18 protein-coding genes and 1 pseudogene are annotated in these 22714 nt (G+C 71.3%); 5 read left to right on the top strand and 14 right to left on the bottom strand.

Translation table 11 applies throughout. From position 1 onward, the window contains the following. Nucleotides 1–5: 5 nt before the first annotated feature. The 9 genes and pseudogenes from ACFWP5_RS10285 to ACFWP5_RS10245 all read right to left on the bottom strand — a co-directional run bounded on the left by ACFWP5_RS10285 (nucleotide 6) and on the right by ACFWP5_RS10245 (nucleotide 10055). On the bottom strand, nucleotides 6–3869 hold the full coding sequence (locus ACFWP5_RS10285) for a helix-turn-helix domain-containing protein (RefSeq protein ID WP_384153254.1): 3864 nt from the start codon (nucleotides 3867–3869) through the stop codon (nucleotides 6–8). Nucleotides 3870–4036: 167 nt separating this feature from the next. Beyond that, nucleotides 4037–4414: a hypothetical protein gene (locus ACFWP5_RS10280; RefSeq protein ID WP_384153251.1), complete on the bottom strand. Its 378-nt coding sequence runs from the start codon at nucleotides 4412–4414 to the stop codon at nucleotides 4037–4039. A 159-nt stretch (nucleotides 4415–4573) separates the two neighbouring features. Continuing rightward, the gene (locus tag ACFWP5_RS10275; protein WP_384153248.1) at nucleotides 4574–5128 is read right to left on the bottom strand and encodes an ABC transporter permease; all 555 of its coding nucleotides are present in this window, start codon (nucleotides 5126–5128) and stop codon (nucleotides 4574–4576) included. Next, nucleotides 5128–5250, bottom strand: a complete 123-nt coding sequence (locus ACFWP5_RS10270) for a hypothetical protein (RefSeq protein WP_384153245.1) — start codon at nucleotides 5248–5250, stop codon at nucleotides 5128–5130. Before ACFWP5_RS10270 ends, ACFWP5_RS10275 begins: the two co-directional genes overlap by 1 nt. A gap of 11 nt (nucleotides 5251–5261) precedes the next feature. Then, nucleotides 5262–6019 (bottom strand): annotated as a pseudogene (locus ACFWP5_RS10265) (lactonase family protein). 153 nt (nucleotides 6020–6172) lie between these two features. Beyond that, nucleotides 6173–6865 carry a response regulator gene (locus tag ACFWP5_RS10260; protein WP_384153242.1) on the bottom strand — a complete coding sequence of 231 codons (693 nt, stop codon included), beginning with the start codon at nucleotides 6863–6865 and terminating at the stop codon, nucleotides 6173–6175. Then, nucleotides 6862–8178: a sensor histidine kinase gene (locus ACFWP5_RS10255; protein ID WP_384153239.1), complete on the bottom strand. Its 1317-nt coding sequence runs from the start codon at nucleotides 8176–8178 to the stop codon at nucleotides 6862–6864. Before ACFWP5_RS10255 ends, ACFWP5_RS10260 begins: the two co-directional genes overlap by 4 nt. A 93-nt stretch (nucleotides 8179–8271) precedes the next feature. After that, on the bottom strand, nucleotides 8272–9123 hold the full coding sequence (locus tag ACFWP5_RS10250) for an ABC transporter permease (protein ID WP_384153236.1): 852 nt from the start codon (nucleotides 9121–9123) through the stop codon (nucleotides 8272–8274). Continuing rightward, on the bottom strand, nucleotides 9120–10055 hold the full coding sequence (locus ACFWP5_RS10245) for an ATP-binding cassette domain-containing protein (protein WP_384153233.1): 936 nt from the start codon (nucleotides 10053–10055) through the stop codon (nucleotides 9120–9122). The genes ACFWP5_RS10250 and ACFWP5_RS10245 overlap by 4 nt, the downstream gene beginning before the upstream one ends. 304 nt (nucleotides 10056–10359) lie before the next feature. Here ACFWP5_RS10245 and ACFWP5_RS10240 point away from each other — a divergent pair, with 304 nt between their 5' ends. Further along, a complete protein-coding gene (locus ACFWP5_RS10240) occupies nucleotides 10360–11472 on the top strand; it encodes an arabinogalactan endo-beta-1,4-galactanase (RefSeq protein ID WP_384153230.1) in 1113 nt (370 codons plus the stop codon). A 64-nt stretch (nucleotides 11473–11536) separates the two neighbouring features. Here ACFWP5_RS10240 and ACFWP5_RS10235 read toward each other — a convergent pair whose 3' ends face one another. Further along, nucleotides 11537–12550: a glycoside hydrolase family 26 protein gene (locus ACFWP5_RS10235; protein WP_384153227.1), complete on the bottom strand. Its 1014-nt coding sequence runs from the start codon at nucleotides 12548–12550 to the stop codon at nucleotides 11537–11539. A 287-nt stretch (nucleotides 12551–12837) separates the two neighbouring features. Between ACFWP5_RS10235 and ACFWP5_RS10230 the strand changes: the two genes are divergently transcribed. Further along, nucleotides 12838–13539, top strand: coding sequence for an alpha/beta fold hydrolase (locus ACFWP5_RS10230; RefSeq protein WP_384153224.1), 702 nt, complete (start codon nucleotides 12838–12840; stop codon nucleotides 13537–13539). Between the two features lie 136 nt (nucleotides 13540–13675). Further along, nucleotides 13676–14677: a phosphotriesterase gene (locus ACFWP5_RS10225; protein WP_384153221.1), complete on the top strand. Its 1002-nt coding sequence runs from the start codon at nucleotides 13676–13678 to the stop codon at nucleotides 14675–14677. Here ACFWP5_RS10225 and ACFWP5_RS10220 read toward each other — a convergent pair. Beyond that, nucleotides 14674–15603 carry an AraC family transcriptional regulator gene (locus ACFWP5_RS10220; protein WP_384153218.1) on the bottom strand — a complete coding sequence of 310 codons (930 nt, stop codon included), beginning with the start codon at nucleotides 15601–15603 and terminating at the stop codon, nucleotides 14674–14676. The two genes, ACFWP5_RS10225 and ACFWP5_RS10220, sit on opposite strands and share 4 nt — an antisense overlap. Nucleotides 15604–15760: 157 nt before the next feature. On the opposite strand from ACFWP5_RS10220, the gene ACFWP5_RS10215 reads away from it, so the two are divergent. Both ACFWP5_RS10215 and ACFWP5_RS10210 read left to right on the top strand, forming a co-directional pair. After that, nucleotides 15761–17077 carry an amidohydrolase family protein gene (locus ACFWP5_RS10215; protein WP_384153215.1) on the top strand — a complete coding sequence of 439 codons (1317 nt, stop codon included), beginning with the start codon at nucleotides 15761–15763 and terminating at the stop codon, nucleotides 17075–17077. A 56-nt stretch (nucleotides 17078–17133) separates the two neighbouring features. Further along, entirely contained in the window at nucleotides 17134–19950 is a 2817-nt protein-coding gene (locus ACFWP5_RS10210) for an AAA family ATPase (protein ID WP_384153212.1), read from the top strand. A 10-nt stretch (nucleotides 19951–19960) separates the two neighbouring features. On the opposite strand, the gene ACFWP5_RS10205 is transcribed toward ACFWP5_RS10210, so the two are convergent. The 3 genes from ACFWP5_RS10205 to ACFWP5_RS10195 form a co-directional block, all read right to left on the bottom strand. Next, entirely contained in the window at nucleotides 19961–20812 is an 852-nt protein-coding gene (locus tag ACFWP5_RS10205; protein WP_384153210.1) for a GNAT family N-acetyltransferase, read from the bottom strand. Nucleotides 20813–20947: 135 nt separating this feature from the next. Then, nucleotides 20948–21637: an alpha/beta fold hydrolase gene (locus tag ACFWP5_RS10200; RefSeq protein WP_384153207.1), complete on the bottom strand. Its 690-nt coding sequence runs from the start codon at nucleotides 21635–21637 to the stop codon at nucleotides 20948–20950. Between the two features lie 83 nt (nucleotides 21638–21720). Further along, nucleotides 21721–22665 (bottom strand): alpha/beta fold hydrolase, encoded by a 945-nt coding sequence (locus ACFWP5_RS10195; protein ID WP_384153204.1) that lies wholly within the window; start codon nucleotides 22663–22665, stop codon nucleotides 21721–21723. Nucleotides 22666–22714 lie beyond the last annotated feature (49 nt).

The raw sequence follows: 22714 nt of genomic DNA, 5'->3' as shown, positions 1-22714 counted from the left end.
CGCGCTCAGGGCTTCGCACACGCGGGGGTGAACGACACGGGCAGTCCCGGCATCAGCGTCCTGCGCTCCTCGGGGCCGATCGCCTTGCGCAGACGGCAGATTCGGGTGAGCCGGGCGCCGAGGTCCAGGTCCCACAGGCGGACGGTCCCGTCGTTGCTGCTGCTCGCGAGGGTCCGCCCGTCGGGCGCGAACGCGACGCCCCACACCGCGTTGGTGTGCCCGGTGAGCGTGGCCCACGGCCGCCGCCCGGACACGTCCCAGAGCCGTACCGTACGGTCGCTGCCGCTGCTCGCGAGGAGGTGGCCGTCCGGCGAGAAGGCGAGGCCGCGCACGGATCCGGTGTGGCCGGTGAGGGAGGCCTCGAAGCGGCGGTGGCGGACGTCCCACAGGCGGACGGTGCCGTCGTTGCTGCTGCTCGCGAGGGTCCGGCCGTCGGGGCTGAAGGCCACGCCCCTCACCGCGCCGGTGTGGCCGGTGAGGGTGGCGAGCGGGCGGTGGGTCGCCGTGTCCCAGAGGCGGACGGTCAGGTCGTCGCCCGCGCTGGCGAGGGTGCGGCCGTCGGGGCTGTACGTGACATCGTTGGCGGAGTCCGAGTGGCCGTTGAGAACGGCGAGTTGGCGGTGGCCCTGGACGTCCCACACGCGGACCGTGCGGTCGGCGCCCGCGGAGGCGAAGGTGCGGCCGTCGGGCGCGAACGCGACGGAGAAGACGTCCCCGGTGTGGCCGGTGAGGGTCGCGAGCGCGCGGTGCGAGCGGACGTCCCACAGCCGGATCGTGCCGTCGGAGCCCGCCGAGGCGAGGGTGCGGCCGTCCGGGGAGAACGCGACCGAGAACACGCTCTCGCGGTGGCCCGTGAACGTTGTCACGACCCGGCGTTGGGCCACGTCCCACAGGCGGACGGTGTGGTCCGCGTCGGCGGTCGCGAGGAGTTTGCCGTCCGGGCTGTACGCGGCCTGCGAGACCTCGGTGAACGGGCGGGCGGTCAGCACCGGGCCGCGCAGGTCCCACAGCACCACCGACTGGTCGAAGCCGCCGGTGGCGAGGGTCGTTCCGGTGGAGTTCACGGCGACGGACATCACGTAGTCGGTGTGCCCGGCGAGGACCGCGGCCGGCCGTCCGGTGCGCACGTCCCACAGGCGGGTCGTGCCGTCGCCGCCCGCGCTGACGACCGTGCTGCCGTCAGGGGTGTAGGCGACGGCGTTGACGTCGTCGCTGTGCCCGGTGAGCGTGGCCGTGGCCCGGTGCGAGGCCACGTCCCACAGGCGTACGGTCCGGTCGACGCCCCCGGAGGCCACGCTCCGCCCGTCCGGCGCGAACGCCACCCCGAGCACCTCGTCGGTGTGCCCCTTGAGCACGGCGAGTGGGCGGCCCCGGTCGGTGTCCCAGAGCCGTACGGTCCGGTCGGAACCGCCCGAGGCGAGGGTCCGCCCGTCCGAGGCGTAGGCCAGCGTGTTGACCCGCCCGGTGTGCCCGGCGAGCCGCACCACGGGCGGGTTGTCGCTGCCGATGTCCCACAGTTGGACCGTTCCATCCTCGCCGGCGATCGCGAGGGTACGGCCGCGGGGGTCGAAGGCGAGGGCGCGGGCGCCGGTGGTGCTCGCGGGCAGCAGGGCCCGCACCCGGTGGTCGGCGGTGCCCCAGATCCGTACCGGCCCGTCGCTGGACGTCGCCGCGAGGGTGGTCCCGTCGGGGCTGAAGCCGACCGAGCGGACCCGTCCGGGAAGGGTGAGCGTGGCGGTCGTACGGTGATCGGTGGTGCGGCGCAGTTGGACTGTGCCGTACGAGCCGGCCGTCGCGAGGAGTCTGCCGTCGGGGGCGAAGGCGACCGCGTTGACCGGGCCGTGGTGGCCGACGAGGCGGGCGGAGAAGGCCTGGGCCTGGGTGCTGAGCAGGGCGCCCCGGGCCTCGGGGGTGCGGTCGGCGCGGTAGGCCTCCTCGGCGAGCAGCATCGAGGCCTCGGGCTGGCTGCCGGCCAGGGAGGTGGACTGCACGGCGAGGGCCTGGGAGCGGGCGACGCGTTCCTGGTCCAGGGCACTGGCGCGCTGCTGGTAGGCGAGGCCGCCGGCGGTCACAGCGAGGCAGAGGAGGACGGCGAGGGTCGCGAACAGGGCCTGGCGGAACCGGATCTGACGTCTCGCCAGATGCCGGCGGGTGTCCTCCTCCGCCTGGCCGGCCTTGAGGAAGGCCTCTTCGCGGAGGCCGAGGCGGGTGCGGCCGTCGAGTTCGTCGGCCCAGGCGCGGACCGTGTCGAGGCGGGTGCCGCGGTAGAGGGCGGACGGGTCGCGGTCCTCGCGCTCCCATTCGGCGGCTGCGTGGGCGAGTTGCTGGTGGATGAGGAGTCCGGCCCGGTCGGCGTGGATCCAGTCGCGCAGCCGGGGCCAGGCGTGCAGCAGGGCCTCGTGGGTGATCTCGACGGTGTCGCGGTCCACGGTGATCAGCCGGGCCCGGACGAAGACGTCGAGGGCGGCCGAGGCGGCGTCCGCGTCGGCGAGTTGTTCCATCAGGGCACTGCGGCCGGCGCGGCGTCGGGTCGCGGCGGTCCCCTCGTCGGAGACGTGGACGAGGCGGGACAGGACGCGCCGGATGGTCTTCTGCTCGGCCGGGTACAGCTGGGCGAACACGGTCTCGGCGGTGCGGGCGATGGCGCCCTGGATGCCGCCGGTGCGCTCGTATCCGGCCACGGTGAGGGTGGTGTCCTCGCGCTGCTGCCAGGTGGCGAGGAGGGCGTGGGAGACGAGGGGCAGGGCGCCGGACGGGGTGTCGTCGGGGGCGGTGGCGCGGTGCGCGGTGCCCGGTTCGTCGCGCAGGCCGGCGTCGCGCAGGAGGAGGGGGACCAGGCCTGGTTCGAGGGTGACGCCCGCGAGTTCGGCGGGGCGGGTGATGGATTCCCGCAGTTCCGCCACGGACATGGGGAGCAGGACGAACAGTCCGTCGGTGAACACCGGGGCGAGTTCCGGGAGTTCGAGGCAGCGTCCGGTGAAGTCGGCGCGGACGCCGAGCACGACGACGGCGGGGTCCGGGCCGGTGGACAGCGCCCACAGGACCCGGACGAAGGCGCGTCTCTCGCTCTCGTCGGAGCAGAGGGTGAACAGTTCCTCGAACTGGTCGACCAGCAGCACCGGCAGGGCCGGTGGCGGGCGGCGGCCGCCGGCACCGGGCGGGGCGCCCTCCGAGCGGGCCCGGACCGCTTCCAGCAACACCTCGGGGCGGTCGGCCAACTGCGGTGCGGTGAGGTCGAGATCGCTGCCGAGGACCTTCGCCGTACGTTCGAGGAGTTCGTCCAGCGGATGGGCGGTGGGCGTGAGCGCGACCACCGGCCAGCGCTCGGCGCCCGGCATCGGGAAGCCGCCGGGGCGGCGTAACGCCGGGACGAGACCGGCGTTCAGGAGCGAGGACTTGCCGGCGCCGGACGGGGCGACGAGCAACAGCGGTCCGCCGCCGACGCGTTGGAAGACCCGCTCGACGAGCGCGGCCGTGGCCCGCTCCCGGCCGAAGAACCAGGCCGCGTCCTGCGGGGTGAACGCGGAGAGTCCGCGATACGGACAGGCGGGCGTACCGGTGTCGGTGGACGGCCCGGCGCCGCGCTCGGCCGGGGCGGCCTCGCGCACCAGCCGGAGCAACTCGCCGTCGGCGCGCAGGATGTGGTCGCACTGGCGGGCCACGTCGACGGTCGCCCGCTTGACGCCGGTCTCGATCTTGCTGAGATAGCCCTTGCTGTAGTGCGTCTGACGTGCGAGATCGGCCAGCGACAGTCCGCGCTCCCGGCGCAGCCGTCTCAGCTGCGCGGGAAAGGACGGCGTGGCCTGTGCGGTGCTTCCCGGTTGGTCGGACCGGTCGGCGCCCGCGTGGTCGTGGTGCTGATCCCCCAAGGCATCCCCCCTGGCACTGGCCTGCCCGGATCGTGAGACGGCGGATGCCCAGGCTACTGCGGGGGTCGGACAGGGAGAGAGGACTTTCACCCGGAGTGGCGAAAACGGAACTGCCGGGACCGGTGTGGACCGGTCCCGGCAGTGCTCCCCCGTGGCGAAAGTTCCCGCTACGGCCTGTTGAGGGTGATGGAGTTGATGGGCGTGAAGTTGACGCGGAGGCCGTTGTCCTGGGCGATCGTCGTGGTGCAGTTCGTGCCGTTGGACCCGTTGCACAGGCTCGCGGACGCGCCGCCGGTCTGGTTGTTGAGGATCCAGTGCTGGCCGAACTGGTTGCTGAGGTTGTGGGCGCCGTAGCTGTAGTACACGTTGGTCGGGTGCGGGTTGTCCGCCGGGACCACGCCCTCGCCGTAGATGCAGACCGCCCCGGACGGACATCCGTCCCAGGGGGTCCCGTCGGCGGGCTTCGCCTGGGCCGCCCCGCTCATCGCCACCAGAGCGGTGGCGGCGGTCGCGAACGTGGCGGCGGCGCGGAACATCGTGCGCATGTTTCCCCCTAGTGGGTCTCCTGCGTCGTCGCAGGCCGTGCTTCGTGCTGACGGGGATCAGCCTGTCCCGGGGGAGTTCCGGGGTCGACGGGTTTCCTGTTGCCCGTCCGGGGGACGACCGGGAAACCCGGTGTGATCAGGGGTGTTGTGGCCCGGCGGTCAACCGGCGCGTCGCTCGGACGACCGCCGCGGACCGAGCCCCAGTCGCTTCAGCGCGTATTTGTCCAGCCGGCTCAGCACTCCGTTCAGGATGAGGGTCATCACCACCAGGACGATCAGGCCGACGAACTCGGTCGCGGCGTCGAGGTTCATGGCCGAGGTGAACAGTTCGTGGCCGACACCTTCGGAGGAGGCGATGAACTCGCCGCCGATGACGCCGAGGATCGCGAGCGGGCCGCCGGTCTTGAGGGCGGCGAAGAACGGGGCGGCGAGGGTGGGGATCGTGACGTAGCCGAGGACGTGGTGGCGGCGGCCGCCCATCACCTGGACGATCTCGACGAGTTCGCGTTCTCGCAGGCGCAGGCCGAGATAGACGTTGCAGAAGACGACGAAGGACACGCCCGTCACCGCGATGTTGATCTTCGACCAGGGGCCGATGCCGAAGAACAGCAGGAAGAGTGGTGCGAGGGCGATCTTGGGGATGCCGTTGACGGCGGCCACCAGGGGTTCCAGGACCCGGCCCGCGAGCGGGAAGGAGCCCAGGAGGAGGCCCATCACCGTGCCGTCTCCGGAAGACCCTTGGAGAGCGCTGTCACGAAGCCGGTCGGGCTGTCGTGGAGGAACTGCACGGAGCCCGCCTGGAGGGCGGACGGTCCGGTCGCGGCGGTCAGCGTCACGTACTTGATCTTCAGTCGCAGTCGAGGAGTTGGAGCTCCGCCGTGAGCTCGGTCAGCAGATACGCCTTCCGTCCGTCGGGATGGAAGACGAGCCGTCTGGGCCCCGCACCGGCGTCGGTGACATACGCGCCAGGGCCTCCGTCACCCGAAGACAGCGCACCCGTCCTACCGTCGAAGCCGTAGACGAAGACGCGGTCGGCGCCGAGGTCCGGGACCAGGGCGTGGCGGCGGCCCGGTGCCACGACGACCTCGTGCGGGTGCGGGCCCAACTGCCGTGGGCTGGGCCCCGATCCGGTGTCGGCCACGACCGAGACCGTGCGCCGAGCCCGCCGTCTCTGCGGATCGGGAGGGAAACGGCGAGGCCCGCCTCGAAGTTGGCGACGAGCAGGGTGTCGGAGGGGCGGTCCACGCCGAGGTACGACAGTCCGCCGCCGGCCGTTCCTCCGCCGTCCGTACTCACCTGGCCGGTCTCCGTCAGCGCGCCGGTCGTACGGTCGACGGCGAGGACGTGGACGAATCCGCCGTCCAGCTGGCTGCCGACGTAGAGCACCGGACGGTCCGGGTGCGCCGTCGCCCAGCCCGAACTGACCTGGGCCACCGGCCCGATGGACGTCAGGGTCCCTTGAACGGGGTCGAACCGGACCCCGTAGACCTGCCCGCCGTTCCAGGTGCCGACATGGAGCAGATCGGGTCTCACCTGCGGCGCGGCCTCGGCGCTCGATGCCGCGACGGTCAGCGGCACGGTTGCCGCGGTTGCCGTCGCCGCCATGGCGCCCAACATCGTTCTGCGGGTCACAGCCCGTTTGATCTCGACCATGGGCAGCAACAGTTGTCCCGATGTGCCGCAACGTCCACATCGTGTACGAAGCTGTGCGTGCGGATGGTGCAACCTAAGGTTTCACGATGCCGGGGACAACTCGGTCTACTGGTCAGGGGCGTTGGGTCGGGCGAGTCCGAGGTCGTAGGCGAGGATGACGGCCTGGATGCGGTCGCGGGCGCCGACTTTCGCCAGGACGCGGCCGACGTGGGTCTTCACCGTGGACTCGGACAGGAAGAGGCGCTCGGCGATCTCGCCGTTGGTCCAGCCCCGGCCCATGGCGACGAGGATCTCGCGCTCGCGTTCGGTGAGGGAGCGGATGCGGGGGTCGTCCGTCGCAGGCACCGTCGTGGGTCCTTCCGGTGAACTCTTCGGCAGGTGCTGGGCGTAGGCGTCCAGCAGGCGGCGGGTGAGTGCGGGGGCGATGACCGCGTCGCCGGAGGCCACCGCGCGGATGCCGGCGAGGAGTTCCTCGGGGTGGGCGTCCTTGAGGAGGAAGCCGCTGGCTCCCGCGCGCAGTGCCTCGTGGGCGTACTCGTCGAGGTCGAAGGTGGTCAGGATGAGGACACGGGAGCGGTCGCCGGCCGCGACGACCCGGCGGGTGGCCTCGATGCCGTCCATACCGGGCATCCGTACGTCCATCAGGATCACGTCGGGACGCAGTTCGGCGGCCATCCGCACCGCCTCGCCGCCGTGCGCGGCCTCGCCGACCACCTCGGTGTCGGGGGTGGCCTCCAACAGCATGCGGAAGCCGAGGCGTTGGAGGGGCTGGTCGTCCACGATGAGTACGGTCGTCATGCCGCTCCCCCGATCGTGTCGAGCGGGGTGAGGTCGAGGGTGGCCCGTACCGTCCAGCCGCCGCCGGGGGCAGGTCCCGCGGTGACGGTGCCGTGGTAGAGGGCCGCGCGTTCTCTCATGCCGGCGAGTCCGTGTCCTTCGTCGTGGCTCGGCCGGGGCCCGGCGGTGGCCGTGCCCGGGCCGGTGTCGTGGCAGTCGATGTGCACCCCCGTGTCCTCGACGCTCACCGCCAGGTCGACGCGGGTGTCGTGGCCCGCGTGCTTGAGGGCGTTGGTGAGGGCTTCCTGGACGATGCGGTACACGGTGAGCTGGACCCCGCGATCCAGGGCGGCCGGGTCGCCGCCGGTGCGGTACACGACCTGCGGACCGGCCGCGCGGATGCGGGCGCACAGGGCGTCGAGGTCGGCGATGCCCGGCTGGGGGCTGAGTTCGGGGGCGTCGGGCGTGGAGGTCTGCACGCGCAACACGCCCAGCATGCGGCGCAGTTCACCGAGCGCCTGGCGGCCGGTGTCGCCGATGAGGAGCAGGGCCTGTTTTCCCCGCTCGGGGGCGAGGTCGGTGGCGTAGGCGCCGCCGTCGGCGAGAGTGATGATGACGGAGAGGTTGTGGCCGATGATGTCGTGCATCTCCCGTGCCACGCGCGTGCGTTCGGCGGCAGCGGCCAGCTTGCTGCGCTGGTCGCGCTCGATCTCCAGGCGGGCCGCGCGGTCGCGCAGTACGGCGAGCTGGGCGCGCCGGATCCGTACGACGAGGCCCAGCGCGACGGCCGCGGTGATCGTGCTGAAGAGGACGAACAGCGCGTCCAGGAACGGCACTTGGGACGGCAGCCGGATCGCGAACACCCCCAGGGCGCAGGCGGCGACGGCGCAGGCCGCGGGCAGCCGCCGCAACTGCCCGTGCAGCACCAGGCTGTAGAGGGAGATCAGCAGGGCGACATCGGCGCGCAGCCAGGCACCCAGGCCCAGTTGGACGAAGAACACCGCGGCGATGACGGCGAAGGCGAGGGTCGGCCTTCTGCGTCGCCACAGCAGCGGCAGTACCAGGCCTGCCTGGAGGGCGATGGTCGCGGGCCAGGGCAGATGGATGAAGCTGTTGTCGAAGCCGCGCCGTCGGCCGTCGTCGTCGTTCACCAGGTCCGGTACGCAGAACATCACCGCGACCACGACGATCAGAGCGGTATCCAGCACCCACGGGTGTTTCCGGTCGCCCTGCTTGATCCGCCGGCCGAACCGGGACAGCCCGCCGGCCATGGGGTGACTCCACGGGAGGTCCGCCTCCGCGAACGGCGTGTGGGCGGGGTCGTCGAGGCTCATCGGTGTCACCTCTCCATTGTGGGGTCCTACGGCGGCGCGGCATCCGACCGGTGACCAGGTCGGATGCCGCGTCGTCCGCGAGGAACGTCGGCCTCAGGCGTCGGTCCGCACCAGCCGGTACGCCGCTCCGGCAAGGGCGAGGGCCGTCCAGACGAGGAAGACCAGGAGCCCGGCGGTGGGTGACAGCGTCGTCGAGTCGTGGGTCAGCGCGAACATCGCCTCGCCCGCGCTGCTCGGCAGATACGGGCTGATGTCGTCCTGCCAGGAGCTGGGCAGCAGTGAGATCAGCCCGGGCACCAGCATCAGCGAGGCGACCAGGACCGAGATGCCCCCGGCGACCGAGCGCAGCATTGCGCCCAGCGCGGTACCGATCACACCGACGAGGCCTAGGTAGAGACCGGCGCCGAGCAGGCTGCGGACGACTCCGGAATGGGAGAACGTGAGGGCCGCGGGGGTGCCGGAGACGATGCCGCTCACGATCGGGAACGCGACGAAGACCCCGACGAGGGCGACGCCGAGCGCGACCACGCCGAACACGGCGGCCTTGGACCACAGCACCGGCAGGCGGCGCGGCACGGCGGCCAGCGTGGAGCGGATCATGCCGGTGGAGTACTCGCCGGCGGTGACCAGGACGCCCAGCACACCGAGGGCGAGCTGCGCGAAGTTCGTACCGAAGAGGGAGAGGTCGAGCGCCGTGGAGTTGACGTCGTCCGGCCGCAGATGACCGGAGCTGTAGGAGGACTTGTAGTGCGCGGCGGCGATCAGGCCGAACGCGATCAGGAACAGCAGACCCAGGCCCAGGGTGATCCAGGTGGAGCGCAGGGACCACAACTTGGCCCACTCGGAGCGCAGCACCCGGCGCCCGGTGACCTTGTACGGCGGACGGGCCGCTTTCACCGGTGCGGGTGCGGGTGCGGCGCTGTCGGTCGCGGTGATGGTGCTCACGCGGCCCTCCCGGGGGTCTCGACGGTGGTGGAGCCGTGGTATTCGACGGCGTCCCGGGTCAGGTCCATGAACGCCTGCTCCAACGAGACGGTCCGCGCGCTGAGTTCGAAGAGCGGGATGCCGTGCTCGGCGGCCTTGAGACCGATGGCCCGCGCGGTCAGCCCGGTGACGTGCAGTTCCTCGGAGCCGACCTCGCCGCTGATCTCGACGCCGGGACCGGCCAGGACCTCACGCAGCCGGGCCGGCTGCTCGGACCCGACGGTCACGGTGTCGCCGCCCGCGTGCCGGACCAGGTCCTGCACGGTGGTGTCGGCCAGCAGCCGCCCCCGTCCGACGACGATCAAGTGGTCGGCGACCAGCGCCATTTCACTCATCAGGTGCGAGGAGACGAAGACGGTACGACCGTCCGCCGCGAGACCGGTCAGCAGGTTGCGGATCCACAACACGCCTTCGGGATCAAGGCCGTTGACCGGTTCGTCGAGCATGACGGTCGCCGGGTCGCCGAGCAACGCGGCGGCGATGCCGAGCCGTTGGCCCATGCCGAGGGAGAAGGCGCCGGCCCGCTTCTTCGCCACGCTCTGCAGCCCGGTCATCTCGATGACCTCGTCGACCCGGCGGCGCGGGATGCCGTGCGTGTGGGCCTGCGCCATCAGGTGGTCGAACGCGGAGCGGCCCGGGTGGATCGACTTGGCCTCAAGGAGCGCTCCGACTTCCTGGAGCGGCGCGCTGTGCTCGGCGTAGGCCTTGCCGTTGACCGTGACGGTGCCGCTGGTGGCCGCGTCCAGGCCGACGATCATGCGCATCGTGGTGGACTTTCCGGCGCCGTTCGGGCCCAGGAAGCCGGTGACCGTGCCCGGTTTGACGACGAAGTCAAGCCGGTCGACCGCCGTCTTCTCCCCGTACCGCTTCGTCAGTTGCTGTGCCTCGATCATCGGTTTCCCTCACGCTCACGTGCCGCCGCCCCCACTGGGCTTTCCCACTGGTAACGCTAGGAGTGCGGGGGCTCGAAACCGTCGTACCGGGGGGTCATTGAGGTCGCGGGTGTAGTACCTCGGTACCACTGTGCGCTCTGGGTTGTGTACGTTCCCATCTCGGTCGCCCATACACCACGCCCACCAACTGCGGGAAATACAACCGACACACATATTTACAGCGCCTGTTACCTCTCCTACTGTGAACGTTCTCAGAACCAACCCGCATGCGCATGTCAGTCGACCCAAGGAGGTCGGGATCCCCGTGAGAAGCCCGGGCCGCATAGTCAAAGCCGCCTTGCTCCTGGCCGCAGTCGCCCTGCCGGCCGCGATGCTCACCCCCACGAACGCCGCCGCGGCGAACTCGCTCACCATGCTCGGCGCCGACGTCTCGTCGGCGCAGCGCGCGATCGACCTCGGCGCCAAGTACTACGACTCCAGCGGGACCGCCAAGGACCCGCTCGACATCCTCAAGGCCGCCGGCGTCAACTACGTCCGCCTGCGGATCTGGAACAACCCCGCCAGCGGCTACAACAACAAGGCGAAGGTGCTGGCCTACGCCAAGCAGGTGAAGGCCAAGGGCCTGAAGCTGCTGGTCGACTTCCACTACTCGGACACCTGGGCCGACCCGGGCAAGCAGTACAAGCCCGCGGCCTGGTCGAGCCACGGCATCAGCGCGCTGCAGACCGACGTCTACAACTACACCTACGACGTCTGCAACAGCCTCAAGTCCCAGGGCACCACCCCGGACAGCGTGCAGATCGGCAACGAGATCAACGTCGGCATGCTGTGGGACGACGGCAAGGTCGTCAACAACAACTTCACCAACATCGGTCTGCTGCTGAAGTCGGGCTACAACGCGACCAAGGCGTGCAACAGCTCCACCCAGGTGATCATCCACACGGCCGACGCGGACAGCGACTCGAACGCCCGTTGGTTCTACGACGGCATCAAGGCGCAGGGCGTCAACTGGGACATCACCGGCCTGAGTTACTACTGCATGTGGCACGGCACGCTGGCCAACATGGGCAGTGTCGTCTCGGACATGAAGTCGCGTTACGGCAAGGACGTCATCATCGCGGAGACGGCCTACCCGTTCACCTCGTCCGACGCGGACAGCACGGCGAACTCGGTGACTTCGGGCTGCTCGGGCTATCCGCTCACCTGGGCGGGCCAGGGCGCGGAGTTCACCGCCGTGCAGAATACGGCCCGTAGTGCGGGTGCGATCGGTGTCTTCTACTGGGAGCCGACCTGGTACGCGGTCACGGGCAACGGCTGGGACCCCGCCAACATCGCGACCAGCGGGGACGGCTGGGACAACATGGCGATCTTCAACTGGACCGGACAGGTGAATCCGAGCGTGAAGTGGACGCCGTAGCAAGGTAGTTGGTCGACTCATGAACGGCACCGCCCCTTTCCCCGGGCGGTGCCGTTCTTCGTGCTCACGGCTGATGCTCCGTCAAAGCCCGGTATACGGCTGAGGACTTGGGGTTGGCGCGGCAGCGCCACACGCCGTGGGGGCAGTAGTCGCTGATGGTCTGGTAGAGCGGGTGTTGGCCGGCCATCCAGGTGAGCATGCCGCGCATGTAGGTGGGGTTGTCGCCGTTCTCGTACAGGCCCCACTCGGGATAGGCGATGGGCTTGTGGTGGGCGCGGGCGAAGTCGACCTGCGCCAACAGTCCGTACGGCTCGGTCAGTTGTCGGGCAAAGGACAGACCGCGGGGGGCGTCGTAGGCGTCCATGCCGATGACGTCGACGTAGTGGTCGCCGGGGTAGCAGTCGGTCCAGGGGATCGCGTCACGGCCGCGGTTGGGGGTGAAGTCGAAACGGAAGCGCTGCCCGGGGACGGATCGCATCGCTGTGACGATGCGCGTCCAGTACCGCTTCCAGGCCGTGGGGTCGGGCGAGCACCGGTGGGTGTAGGTGGTGCCGTTCATCTCCCAGCCGAGGACGATCTCGGTGTCGGGGACGCCGAGTTGGACCAGGCGGTCGGCGAGGGCGCGGAAGTGGTCGTCGTAACGTCCGTCCGCTCCGTCTCCCAGTTCGGTGCGCACCACGCTGTCGGGCAGGTGCGCCTCGTTGCGGTCCAGCATCGGCACGTTGAGGACGAGGAGCCGGTCCTGCTCCTTCCGACGCCAGTCGGCCCACAGGGCAAGGTCGTTGGAGGCGCCCTCGATATCGCTCCAGTTGTCCCCGGGCAGATACGCGTGCCCGACCCCTGGCTCGGGCCGACCGAGCCAGGCCCCGAACCCCGCGACGCGGCGGACGGCGTCGGCACCGTAGCCGACGTAGGCACCGTAGGCCGTCGGCGGACCGGCCGCCTGCGCCGGGGCGGCTTGCGCGGGCGGGGCCGGGGACTCGGCACCGGGTACGCAGGCCGGCCCGGCCAGCAGGACGAGCGCGAGGGCGACGGTGAACAGGGCCGACAGGTTGCGGCGCGTCCCGTGCGGGGCCACTGGACGGCTCTCCTTCTTCGGGGGGTGTGGGGGCGGCGGGTGCGTGGGGACAGATGCGGTGAGTACGGGGGTTGCGGGGGTTGCTCCGACGCCCGAGCAACGTATCAGCGTGGGGCGGAAGATGATGACGTAGCGCGCTATGGGGGATATGAGCGCCGAACGTGGAGCACGGTGTGGACACGGGGCTCCTGGCCGCTGTTCCGTCCTTGCCGGGATCGCGCCCACGCGAAAGGACTGCGCGCCGACGCGAAAGACGGCAGCCGTGTGACCTTGGAAGAGTCAGCTCCATGAATGCGGAACTGGTGAAGAACGTGGTGCTCGTCCACGGCGGGTTCGTGGACGGCTCCGGGTGGCGGGGTGCGCACCGGCTGCTGACGGGTTCCGGGTTCCGGGTGAGCGTCGTGCAGAACCCGACCCGGTCCCTCGCGGGCGATGTCGCGGTGACCGAGCAGGTCCTGGATGCGTTGGACGGGCCGGCGATTCCGGTCGGGCACTCCTACGGCGGGGCCGTCGTCACCGAGGCCGGTAATCACGACCGGGTCGCCGGGCTCGTATACATCGCGGCGTTCGCGCCCGACAAGAGCGAGTCCGTGAACACGTTGATCGCCGACCCTGAACCTGGGGCGCCGGTGCCGCCGATCCTGCCGCCGGTCGACGGGTTCCTGTTCCTCGACCGGGAGAGGTTCCACGCGTCCTTCGCGGCCGATCTCCCGGTGGCCGAGGCCGAGTTCATGGCCGACTCGCAGGTGCCGTGGGGGCTCGACGCGCTCGGCGGCGCGATCGGCGAACCGGCCTGGCGGCACAAGCCGAGCTGGTATCTGGTGGCGACCGACGACCGGATGATCCCGCCTCCCGCGCAGCGGGCCATGGCCCGGCGGGCCGGCAGCACGGTCACCGGCAGCGACGCCGGCCACTCCGTGTACGTGTCCAGGCCGGACGCGGTGGCCGACCTCATCAGGCAGGCCGCGGCCGACGCCACCGACGCCTGACGCCCCCTGCACATCCGACACCCGCTGCACCCACTCGCGGCGACTGTCACGTCACACCCACGCACCCGACAACTCCCCACCCCCGGCCGCCCGTTCACCAGGCACGTACCGAGCGAGCACGCACCGAAGGATCAGCATGACGACCCCCCAAGTCACCCAAATCCCTCAAGCTCCCCAAGTCCAAACCGTCCACGGCCCCGTAGCCGTGACCGACCTCGGCTCCGTCCTGATGCACGAGCACGTCTTCGTCGTCAGTGAGGAACTCCGGCAGAGCCTCCCCGAGACCTGGGACGAGCAGGAGCGCATCGCCGATGCCGTCTCCCGGCTGAAGGCCCTCGTCGCGACCGGCGTCTCCACGCTCGTCGACCTGACCGTCATCGGGCTCGGCCGCAACGTGGCGCGTGTCGCCCTGGTGAACGAGCAGGTGGACCTCAACATCGTTGCGGGGACCGGCATTTACACGCTCGCCGACATCCCCGACTTCTTCCGGTACCACGGCCCGGGCACCCTGCTCGGCGGCCCCGAGGGCATGACGGACCTGTTCGTCCGCGAACTCACCGAGGGCATCGCGGACACCGGCATCAAGGCCGCGTTCCTCAAGTGCGCGATCGAGGACGGACTCACCCCGGGTGTCGAGCGGGTGATGCGCGCGGTGGCCCAGGCCCATCTGCGCACCGGCGCCCCGATCGCGGTGCACACAAGCGCCGCCGCCCGTACGGGACTTGTCGCACAGGACATCCTGCGCAGTGAAGGCGTGGACCTCGGGGCCGTCGTCATCGGGCACAGCGGTGACACCGCCGACCTCGGCTATCTGCACCAGCTCATCGACAACGGCTCGTACGTCGGCATGGACCGCTTCGGTCTCGACGTCCTGCTGCCGGAGGACCAGCGGGTGGCGACCGTCGCGGCCCTCGCACGCGAGGGGTTCGCCGAGCGGATGGTCCTGTCGCACGACGCGTCCTGCCACCTCGACTGGTTCCCGCCGGGCGTACGGGAGCAGATCGCGCCCAACTGGCACCACACCCACCTGCACGACGAGGTACTCCCGGCCCTGCGTGTCGCCGGCGTCACCCAGGCGCAGCTCACCACCATGCTGGTCGACAATCCGCGGCGGTACTTCACCCCGCCCAACTCCTAGCCGTTGCGCCTGGCTTCGCGCGGGGTAAGCCCGAACTCCGCGCGGAACGCGGTGGCGAAGGATGCGTGGCTGCCGAAGCCGCTGGCGTGGGCGATCTCCGCGATCGAGTACGTGGTCCAACTGGCGCCGGCCAGACGGGTTCTGGCGACGTTCAGCCGTTCGCGGCGGATCAGGTCGCGCGAGGTGGTGCCCGCGGCCTGGAGTACCTGCTGGACGTAGCGCGCGGACCAGCCGAGCGCCCGCGCGATGCCGGCGACGTCCAGGTCACGGTCGCAGGCGTGCTCCCGGACGTAGCGCCGGATCGCGGCCTCGACCGTCGCCCGCTGTCCGGTGGGCGCCGAGTCGACGCCGCCCTCCGCGGCCAGGCACACCAGGTCGAGGAGGCGGTCGCAGGCGATGTCGAAGGTCGTCTCGGAGAGGTGCTCGCGCTCCTCGTGCAAGGTGGTGGTCAACTGCCGTACGACACGGCCGAGTCCGCGCTCGCCGCCGAGCAGATGCGGTCCCCCGGCGGCGAGCGCGCTGCGCGCGGACAGATGCCGGCCGGACACGATCAGGGAGATGCTGCGGAGGCCGGCGCCGTGCGCGAACGTCAGGGGCCGGTCGATGTCGCACAGCGCCATGACACCGGGCCCGATCTCGCCGGAGGCCGCCCCCTGTTCCACCCAGGCCGACCCGGAGAGCGGGACGAGGAGTTCGTACGTGCCCCGGGGATCGGTGCGGATGTGCCGGGTGTCCCGGTCGACGACTTCCTCGCCGCCGGAGCACAGGGCGAGACTGTAGGTCTTCGACCGCTGCCACTCCAGGCGCCCGGTCCATGGCGCGCGACGGTCCGGCACCTTGATGCGGCTCGCGCCGTGGAAGCCGGTGAAGACCTCGTCCCAGGCGCTCGCGGAGGAGACGGTCAGAGCTTGGCTCCAGGAAGACACACCTCATCCTATCCACGCCAAACCGGCGATGCTCATGACAGTAGGGCGATCCGTTTCCCCACTCCTGTGATCGAGTTCACGCCGCCGGGATCGAACTTTTGGACCGGTCCCGCATCTTGCTCTCGTTGACAGCACTCCTTCCGGAAGCGAGCTCTCCATGTCCGTGCCACGTCGCTTTCTCGCCCCCGTGGTCCTCCCGGCCGACCCGTCCTGTTCCGTCCTGCGCGACGCCGTGGTCGACGTCGGCCCGGACGGCCGCATCACCCACTGCGGTCCGGCCGCCACCGCTCCCCCGCTCCCGGCCGGTGTCCCGCTCACTTCTCTGTCCGGCATCCTCGCTCCCGGCCTGGTCAACACCCACGCGCACTCCCCGATGACCCTCCTGCGGGGACTCGGCGGCGACCTCCCGCTGTCGTCCTGGCTCCAGGACGCCGTCTGGCCCGCCGAGGCACGCATGCGCCCCCGCGACGCCCGCGCGGGCATGCTGCTGGGCTGCGTCGAGATGCTGCGCTACGGCGTGACGACCAGCGCCGAGATGTACGCGCACGCCGAGCAGGTCGCCGACGCGGCACTCGAAGCCGGGAGCCGGGTCCTGATCGCCCCCGCCTACTTCGACCGGCCCGGCGACGACTGGCACACCGATCTCGCGGCCATCGGCAAGTGGATCGACACGGACAGCCTGCGCTTCGGGCCGGGTGAGCGCGTCGAGCTCTGCTACGGACCGCACTCCGCCTACACCCTGCCGCCCGAGGCCCTGCGCGCCACGGCGGAGGAGGCGGCTCGACGCGGCGCCCTGGTGCACATCCATGTCGCGGAGACCCTCGCCGAGGACGTCGTGCAGCGGGAGCGGCACGGTTCGGTCCCTCAACTGCTTCAGGAGACCGGGCTGTTGGACGGACGGCTGCTCGCGGCCCACGCCGTGCATCTCTCCGACGACGACATCCGGCTGCTGGCCCAGGCGGGTGCCGGTGTCGCGCACTGCCCCGGCTCGAACGCCAAACTCGCCTCCGGTACGGCCGATCTGCACGCCCTGCGCGCCGCGTCCGTCCCCGTCGGCCTCGGCACCGACGGGCCCGCGAGCAACGACGACCTCGACCTGTGGGAGGAGGCCCGCCTCGCGATGATGTTCTGCCGTCTCGCCACGGCCGACGCCATGGCGCTCACCGCCGCGGACGCCTTCCTCATGGCGACCTCGGCCGGAGCCGCGGCCCTGGGCCGGACCGACATCGGGGCCCTCCGCCCGGGGAACTGGGCGGACATGATCCACCTCTCCGCGGACGGACCCCACTTCACCGCGGGCCTCGACGTCGAGGACGGCCGCCTGCTCGCCAACCTCATGTGGGCGGCCGGTTCCCGCGCGGTCCAGGACGTCTGGGTCGCCGGCGAGGCCGTCGTCGTGGGCGGCGAGACGGTCAGGGTGGACCGCGTCGCCGCCCAGCACGCAGCCGCCGAGGCGGCCGCACACATCGCGTGAACCGACTCAGACGTTTGGACCGTTCCTGTTCGCGCCCGACCCCTCCGGGAGACGTCATGGCATCGGCATCCCTCACCCCGCCGGCCCTCATCGGACGATCGGCCGAACTGGCCGTCCTCGACGGGCACTTCGGCACCGCCCGCGCGCGGGGAGCCGCGCTGATGCTGACCGGGGAGGCCGGGGTGGGCAAGACCGCGCTGCTGGAGGCCGCGGCGCTGCGCACGTCCGAGGCGGGCTTCCGGGTGCTGCGGATCTCCGGGTGCCCGTTCCAGAGGGGGGTCAGTTTCGCGGCGTTGAACCAGCTGCTGCAACCGCTGGCCGAGGGGATTCCCGCGCTGCCGGCACGGCAGGCGGAGACGCTCCAGGCGGTCCGCGGGCTGTCCGAGGAACAGCCGACCGAGCTGCTCGCCATCGCGAACGCCGTGCACGCCCTGCTGGAGCGGACCGCCGCCGAGGCCGGTCCGCTCGCGCTGATCGTCGACGACGTGGCCTGGGTGGACCGGCCCAGCGCCACGGTCCTGGGCACCCTCGCCCGCGCCCTGCGCACCGGACCGATCGCCCTGCTCGGCGCGTCCCGGACCGGCGACGAGTCCTTCCTCAGCAACATCGGGATACCCGAGTACGAGGTCCGACCGCTGGACGACGTCTCGGCGAACGAGCTGGTGGCCGAGCGGTTCCCCGCGATGACGCCCAGGGTCCGCCGACGGCTGGTCGCGGAGGCCCGGGGCAACCCCCTCGCTCTGCTGGAACTGCCCGTGCCCCTCAACGACTCGCAGCAGCGGGAGCGGGGAACCCTGCCCGCCGTACTGCCGTTGACCGAGCGGCTCAAGGGCATCTTCTCCACCCGGGTCGCCGCGCTCCCGGCGGCCACCAGGAAGCTGCTCCTGCTCGCCGTGCTGGACGGTTCGGGTGAACTGCACATCCTCCAGCGGGCGTTGGGCGAACCGGACGGTCTCGCCGGGCTGTCCCCCGCCGAGCGCGCCGGGCTCGTCCAGGTCGACGGTGTCACCGGCAGGCTGGAGTTCCGGCATCCGCTGACCCGTTCCGCGGTGCTGGACCTGTCGACCAGCGAGGAACGCCGGCGGGCACATCTGGCGCTCGCCGCGGAACTCCCCGAGGGCTCCGAGCACCGGGCCCGGCACCTCGCCGACGCTGCCGTGGGCCCCGACGACCAAGTGGCCGCCCTGCTGCACGAGGTGGCGTACGGCACCCTGCGCCGCGGTGACGCCGTCGGCGCCATCACCACCCTGCTGCGCGCCTCGGAGTTGAGCGCCACCGGCACGGACAAGGCCCGTCGGCTGGCGGAGGCGGCCTGCCTGGGCGCCAACATCACCGGGGACCTGCGCAACGTCCGCGCGCTGCTGGACAACGCGGACCACGCCGACCCGTCCGGCGTCGACTCCCTCGCCGCCGCCACCGCCGCGGCCAGCCAACTCCTCAACGGCGAGGGCGATGTGGACACCGCCCACCGGCTGCTCATCGGCGCCATCGACACCCATGGGTGGCCCGAGGGCAACGAGACGGTCGAGGACATCTTCCGCGAAGCCCTGAACACCCTTCTCATGGTGTGCTTCTACAGCGGCCGGCCGGAACTGTGGCTCTCCTTCGAGAACGTCGTGAAGCGACGGCGTCCGCCCACTTCGGGCCGCCTGCTGCCGGTGATCCTGAGCACTCTCGGCGATCCGGCGTACGGCGCGCTGCCCTTCCTCGACCGGCTCGACCACCTCATCTCCGGCCTGCACCAACAGACCGATCCCGTACGGATCTTCGGCATCGCGCTCTCCGCCTCCTACATCGACCGCCTCCCGGGCTGCCGGGGCGCACTGCGCCGGATCATCGACGACGGCCGCGACGGCGGGGCCGTGGCCCTGGCCATCCAGGCGCAGTTCCTGCTGGGCAACGACGCCTACACGGGCGGCCAGTGGGACGACCTGCTGGAGATCACCGAAGAGGGCCTCGGCTGGTGCGAGACGTACGACTACCGGCTGACGGCCTCAACAGGTCACTTTCAGCGTGGACTTGTGGCCGCCGCGCGCGGCGACGGCACCACCGCGCGCGAGACCGCGGACCGGCTCGTCTCCTGGGGCAACCCGCGCGGGCTGGGCGCGCTGCGGATCTACGCCTCGCACATCCGGGCCCTGTCGGCGCTCGGCGGCGCGGACTTCGAGGCCGCCTACCGCCACCTGCGGGCCCTCGGCACGCCCGGCGAGGTGCCGCGGTTCATGCCGCATGCCCTGTGGCTCCTGCTGGACTTCACCGAGGCCGCCGTGCACACCGACCACCACGAGGAGGCGGCCGCGCACGTGGCGGCGATCCGCAAGACCGACATCCCTTTGATCTCACCCCGGTTGGCCATGCTGACGGACGCCGCCGAGGCGATGGCGAACCCGGACGTCATCGACCACGACCTGTTCGAGGCGGCCATCGCCACACCCGGTGCCGAGCGCTGGCCGTTCGACTGGGCGCGGATCTGCCTGGCCTACGGCGAGCGGCTGCGCCGCGCCAAGGCGGGAGGCGCGGCCCGTGTGCACCTGGACGCGGCGCTCGGCACGTTCGAGCGACTGGGTGCCGCCCCGTGGAGTGCGCGGGCGGCCAACGAGCTGCGGGCGAGCGGGATTCCCGTCAAGCCCCTCCAGTCCCTCCAGTCCCTCCAGTCCGCCGAGTCCGACGGGCTGGACCGGCACGCGCTGCTGACCCCGCAGGAGCGAGTTGCGGCCCAACTGGCCGCCACCGGGCTGACGAACAAGCAGATCGCCGCGCGGCTCTTCCTGTCGCCGCGCACGGTGGCGGCCCATCTCCGCAGTGTCTTCAGGAAGTTGAACGTCACCTCCCGGGGCGGCCTGCGCGACGCGCTGACCGGCCCGATGCGGTGACGCCTCCCGCTCAGCTCGCGCCGGGCTCCAAGTGCCAGCTCCAGTTGGGGCGTTCGTAGGCCACCTCGAAGCCGAGGCGGAGCATGTTGTGCAGGGAGCTGTTGTGGGTGCCGGGCTGCTCGGCGCCGGTCTCGGCGACCAGGACACGGCACCCCAACTCCCGTGCCGTGCGCGCCCGGGCGGCGAGCAGCGCGGTCTGCCCGCCACGCCCCCGCGCGTGGGGCAGGACGGCACCGGCGAACATCTGTGCCGTGTCACCGCGGACGAGCATGGTGCCGGTGCCGACCAACTCCCCCCGCAGCCAGGCCCCGTAGGGATACCAGCCCGGCCGGGTCACAGTCGCGGCGCCCATCTCGGCGTAGTGCTCGACCGGTGTTCCGAAGGCCCGCATCATCACCGTGCCCCATTCCAGGGCGTGTTCGGCCTCCAGCGGGATGACGCTGATGCCGTCGGGCGGCACGTCCAGGGCGTCGGCGCGGGCGACGGCCTCCTCGGTCGTGCCGACGAGTTTCGCCCAGGACGAGTCCTGGACGATGCCCTCCCGTGCGCAGATCTCCGGCCAGTCCTCGGGCAGGAAGGCGGGCGCGATCTGGAAGGTGGCCTGCGGGGTGCGCGCCGCGCGGTAGAAGTCGCAGACCTCTTCGACGAGTTGGGCCGTGATGGGGGCGGTGACGCCGAAGCCGAGGGCCTTGCTCCAGAAGCGGGTGATGTCGTCGCGCATCGACAGCACCACACCACCGCCGAGCCGGGTGGCGGTCATGCCCAGCGCGGCACGGACGGGCTCGGGGGTCTCCGTCTGGAATCGGTAGAGGGCCTCCGCCTCGGACTGCTCGGCGACGGACGGCTGGACGACGGTCGTCATGGATCTGATTCCCTCTCGGGTGCTCTCGGCTTCGCTCGGGAAGCGACGCGGACAGCCCGCCTGTGAACAGGCGGGCTGAAGCGGGGAGTTGACAGGCGGTCAGTGGCTGGTGGTCAGTGGTCGGCGGGAACGCCGTCAGGCCTGGTGGGCCGCGGCCTGCTTGATCAGCTCCGCCACCGCCGCGGGCTGGGAGACGTAGATGGCGTGGCTGCCGGCGGCCTCGGCCACGGTCGCTCCGGCGCGCTCGGCCATCTGGTGCTGGACCGGCGGCGGGATCATGTGGTCGTCGGTCGCGACGAGGTACCAGCTGGGCTTGGCCCGCCAGGCCGGCTCCGTGATCGGTCCGTTGAGCGCGTCCAGGCCCCACGGAACCTGCGAGTCGGCCAGGAACGCGGCGTCCTCGGCCGGCAGGTCGCCCGCGAACGACGCGGCGAACTTGTCACGGTCCAGGAAGAGGAAGCCGTCGACCGGCGGCAGGATCGGCGGCACCGGCGCGCCGGGTGCCGGGTCGGCGACCAGCGTGCCGACCGACTCGTCCTTGTCCGGCGCGAAGGCCGCGATGTAGACGAGCGCGGCGACACCGTCGTGGCGGCCGGCCTCGGTGATCACGGCGCCGCCGTAGGAGTGGCCGACGAGGACCGCAGGACCGTCCAGGGCGTCGAGGGCCCGCTGGGTGAAGGCCACGTCGTCGACGAGGGACAGGGTCGGGTTCTGTACGACGCTGACGTGGTAGCCGTCCTGGGTGAGCAGGCGGTGCACCGACTGCCAGCCGGAACCGTCGACGAATCCGCCATGCACGAGAACGATGTTCTTCACGGCACTCATGCCGATGCTCCTTGTTTGTCGGAAACCCTGCGGACAGGTCCAAGCTAGGCCGGACCGTCCGTCGGGGGCTTCGACCAAATGACCTAGTTGCCGGCAAGGGTCTCGACATCGCCGGCAGAGGACTCGACGTTGCCGGCGGGGGCCTCGACGAAGGCCGTCACCGCCTTCGCGAAGGCCTCCGGCTCCTCAAGGTGACCGAAGTGCCCGCTGTTCTCGAAGATCACCAATTCCGAACCCGGGATGAGTTCGTGCAGCTCCTCAGCCCAGCGCACCCCGCAGATGACGTCGTGGCGGCCGACCAGGACGAGGGCCGGCACGGTGAGCGAGCCGAGGTCGGCGCGGTCGTCGATGACGTCCGGGGTGAGGTCCTCGTCCAGCCCGGAGATGTGGGTGGCCACCACGGCGGCCCGCGCGGGGCCGAACTCGTCCTCCCGGCCCCAGAAGTCGGCGAAGTACGCGGGGAAGATCCCACGCGCCACGGCGGTCATCTGCGCGTCGTCGGAGATGGTGGGGATGCTCTGGAACGCCTCCACGACCTCGGAGAGCCCGGGGTTGTCGGCGTGCCGGGCGGCGAACTCCTGCACCAGGCGCATGGCCTCGGCGCCGTGCTCGGGCCCGGTCACCGGAGCGCTGTCGTAGAGGATCACGCCGGCGATGCGCTCGGGGTGGTGCAGGGCGTGGTACTGGGCGACGAAACCTCCGTGCGAGTGCCCGAGGAGGTGCACCTCGGGGACGCCGAGGTGCTCGATCAGCGCCGAGAGGACGCGGCTGTAGCGGGCCCGGGTGTAGCCGTTCGGGTGGGAGGGCAGGCGGCCGGAGGCGCCGGTGCCGATGGGCTCCGGGTAGACGACCGTGAGGTGCTCCTCCAGCGCGGGCATGCGCAGGTAGTCCCAGAAGATGCCCGGCCCGCCGGAGTGCGCGACGCAGACCGGTCCGGTGCCGTGGACGTGGTAACTCAACGTGACCCCGTCGATCTCGACGGTGTGGGTCCCGGTGGCGAGCGGGTCGGTCGAGGGGGTGGCGCTCATGGGATCTCCCTGTTCGGCATACGGCGATGACACGGACAGGACGCGGGAG

Source organism: Streptomyces sp. NPDC058469 (assembly GCF_042721125.1).
Taxonomy (GTDB): domain Bacteria; phylum Actinomycetota; class Actinomycetes; order Streptomycetales; family Streptomycetaceae; genus Streptomyces.
This window is presented reverse-complemented; position numbering and strand designations above follow the sequence as displayed.

Excerpts from the sequence above, each read along its gene's own strand:
- ACFWP5_RS10280 (WP_384153251.1), bottom strand. The coding sequence starts at position 4,414 with ATGCGCACGATGTTCCGCGCCGCCGCCACGTTCGCGACCGCCGCCACC.
- ACFWP5_RS10275 (WP_384153248.1), bottom strand. The coding sequence starts at position 5,128 with ATGGGCCTCCTCCTGGGCTCCTTCCCGCTCGCGGGCCGGGTCCTGGAA.
- ACFWP5_RS10260 (WP_384153242.1), bottom strand. The coding sequence starts at position 6,865 with ATGACGACCGTACTCATCGTGGACGACCAGCCCCTCCAACGCCTCGGC.
- ACFWP5_RS10255 (WP_384153239.1), bottom strand. The coding sequence starts at position 8,178 with ATGAGCCTCGACGACCCCGCCCACACGCCGTTCGCGGAGGCGGACCTC.
- ACFWP5_RS10245 (WP_384153233.1), bottom strand. The coding sequence starts at position 10,055 with ATGATCGAGGCACAGCAACTGACGAAGCGGTACGGGGAGAAGACGGCG.
- ACFWP5_RS10230 (WP_384153224.1), top strand. The coding sequence starts at position 12,838 with ATGAATGCGGAACTGGTGAAGAACGTGGTGCTCGTCCACGGCGGGTTC.
- ACFWP5_RS10225 (WP_384153221.1), top strand. The coding sequence starts at position 13,676 with ATGACGACCCCCCAAGTCACCCAAATCCCTCAAGCTCCCCAAGTCCAA.
- ACFWP5_RS10215 (WP_384153215.1), top strand. The coding sequence starts at position 15,761 with ATGTCCGTGCCACGTCGCTTTCTCGCCCCCGTGGTCCTCCCGGCCGAC.
- ACFWP5_RS10210 (WP_384153212.1), top strand. The coding sequence starts at position 17,134 with ATGGCATCGGCATCCCTCACCCCGCCGGCCCTCATCGGACGATCGGCC.
- ACFWP5_RS10205 (WP_384153210.1), bottom strand. The coding sequence starts at position 20,812 with ATGACGACCGTCGTCCAGCCGTCCGTCGCCGAGCAGTCCGAGGCGGAG.
- ACFWP5_RS10200 (WP_384153207.1), bottom strand. The coding sequence starts at position 21,637 with ATGAGTGCCGTGAAGAACATCGTTCTCGTGCATGGCGGATTCGTCGAC.
- ACFWP5_RS10195 (WP_384153204.1), bottom strand. The coding sequence starts at position 22,665 with ATGAGCGCCACCCCCTCGACCGACCCGCTCGCCACCGGGACCCACACC.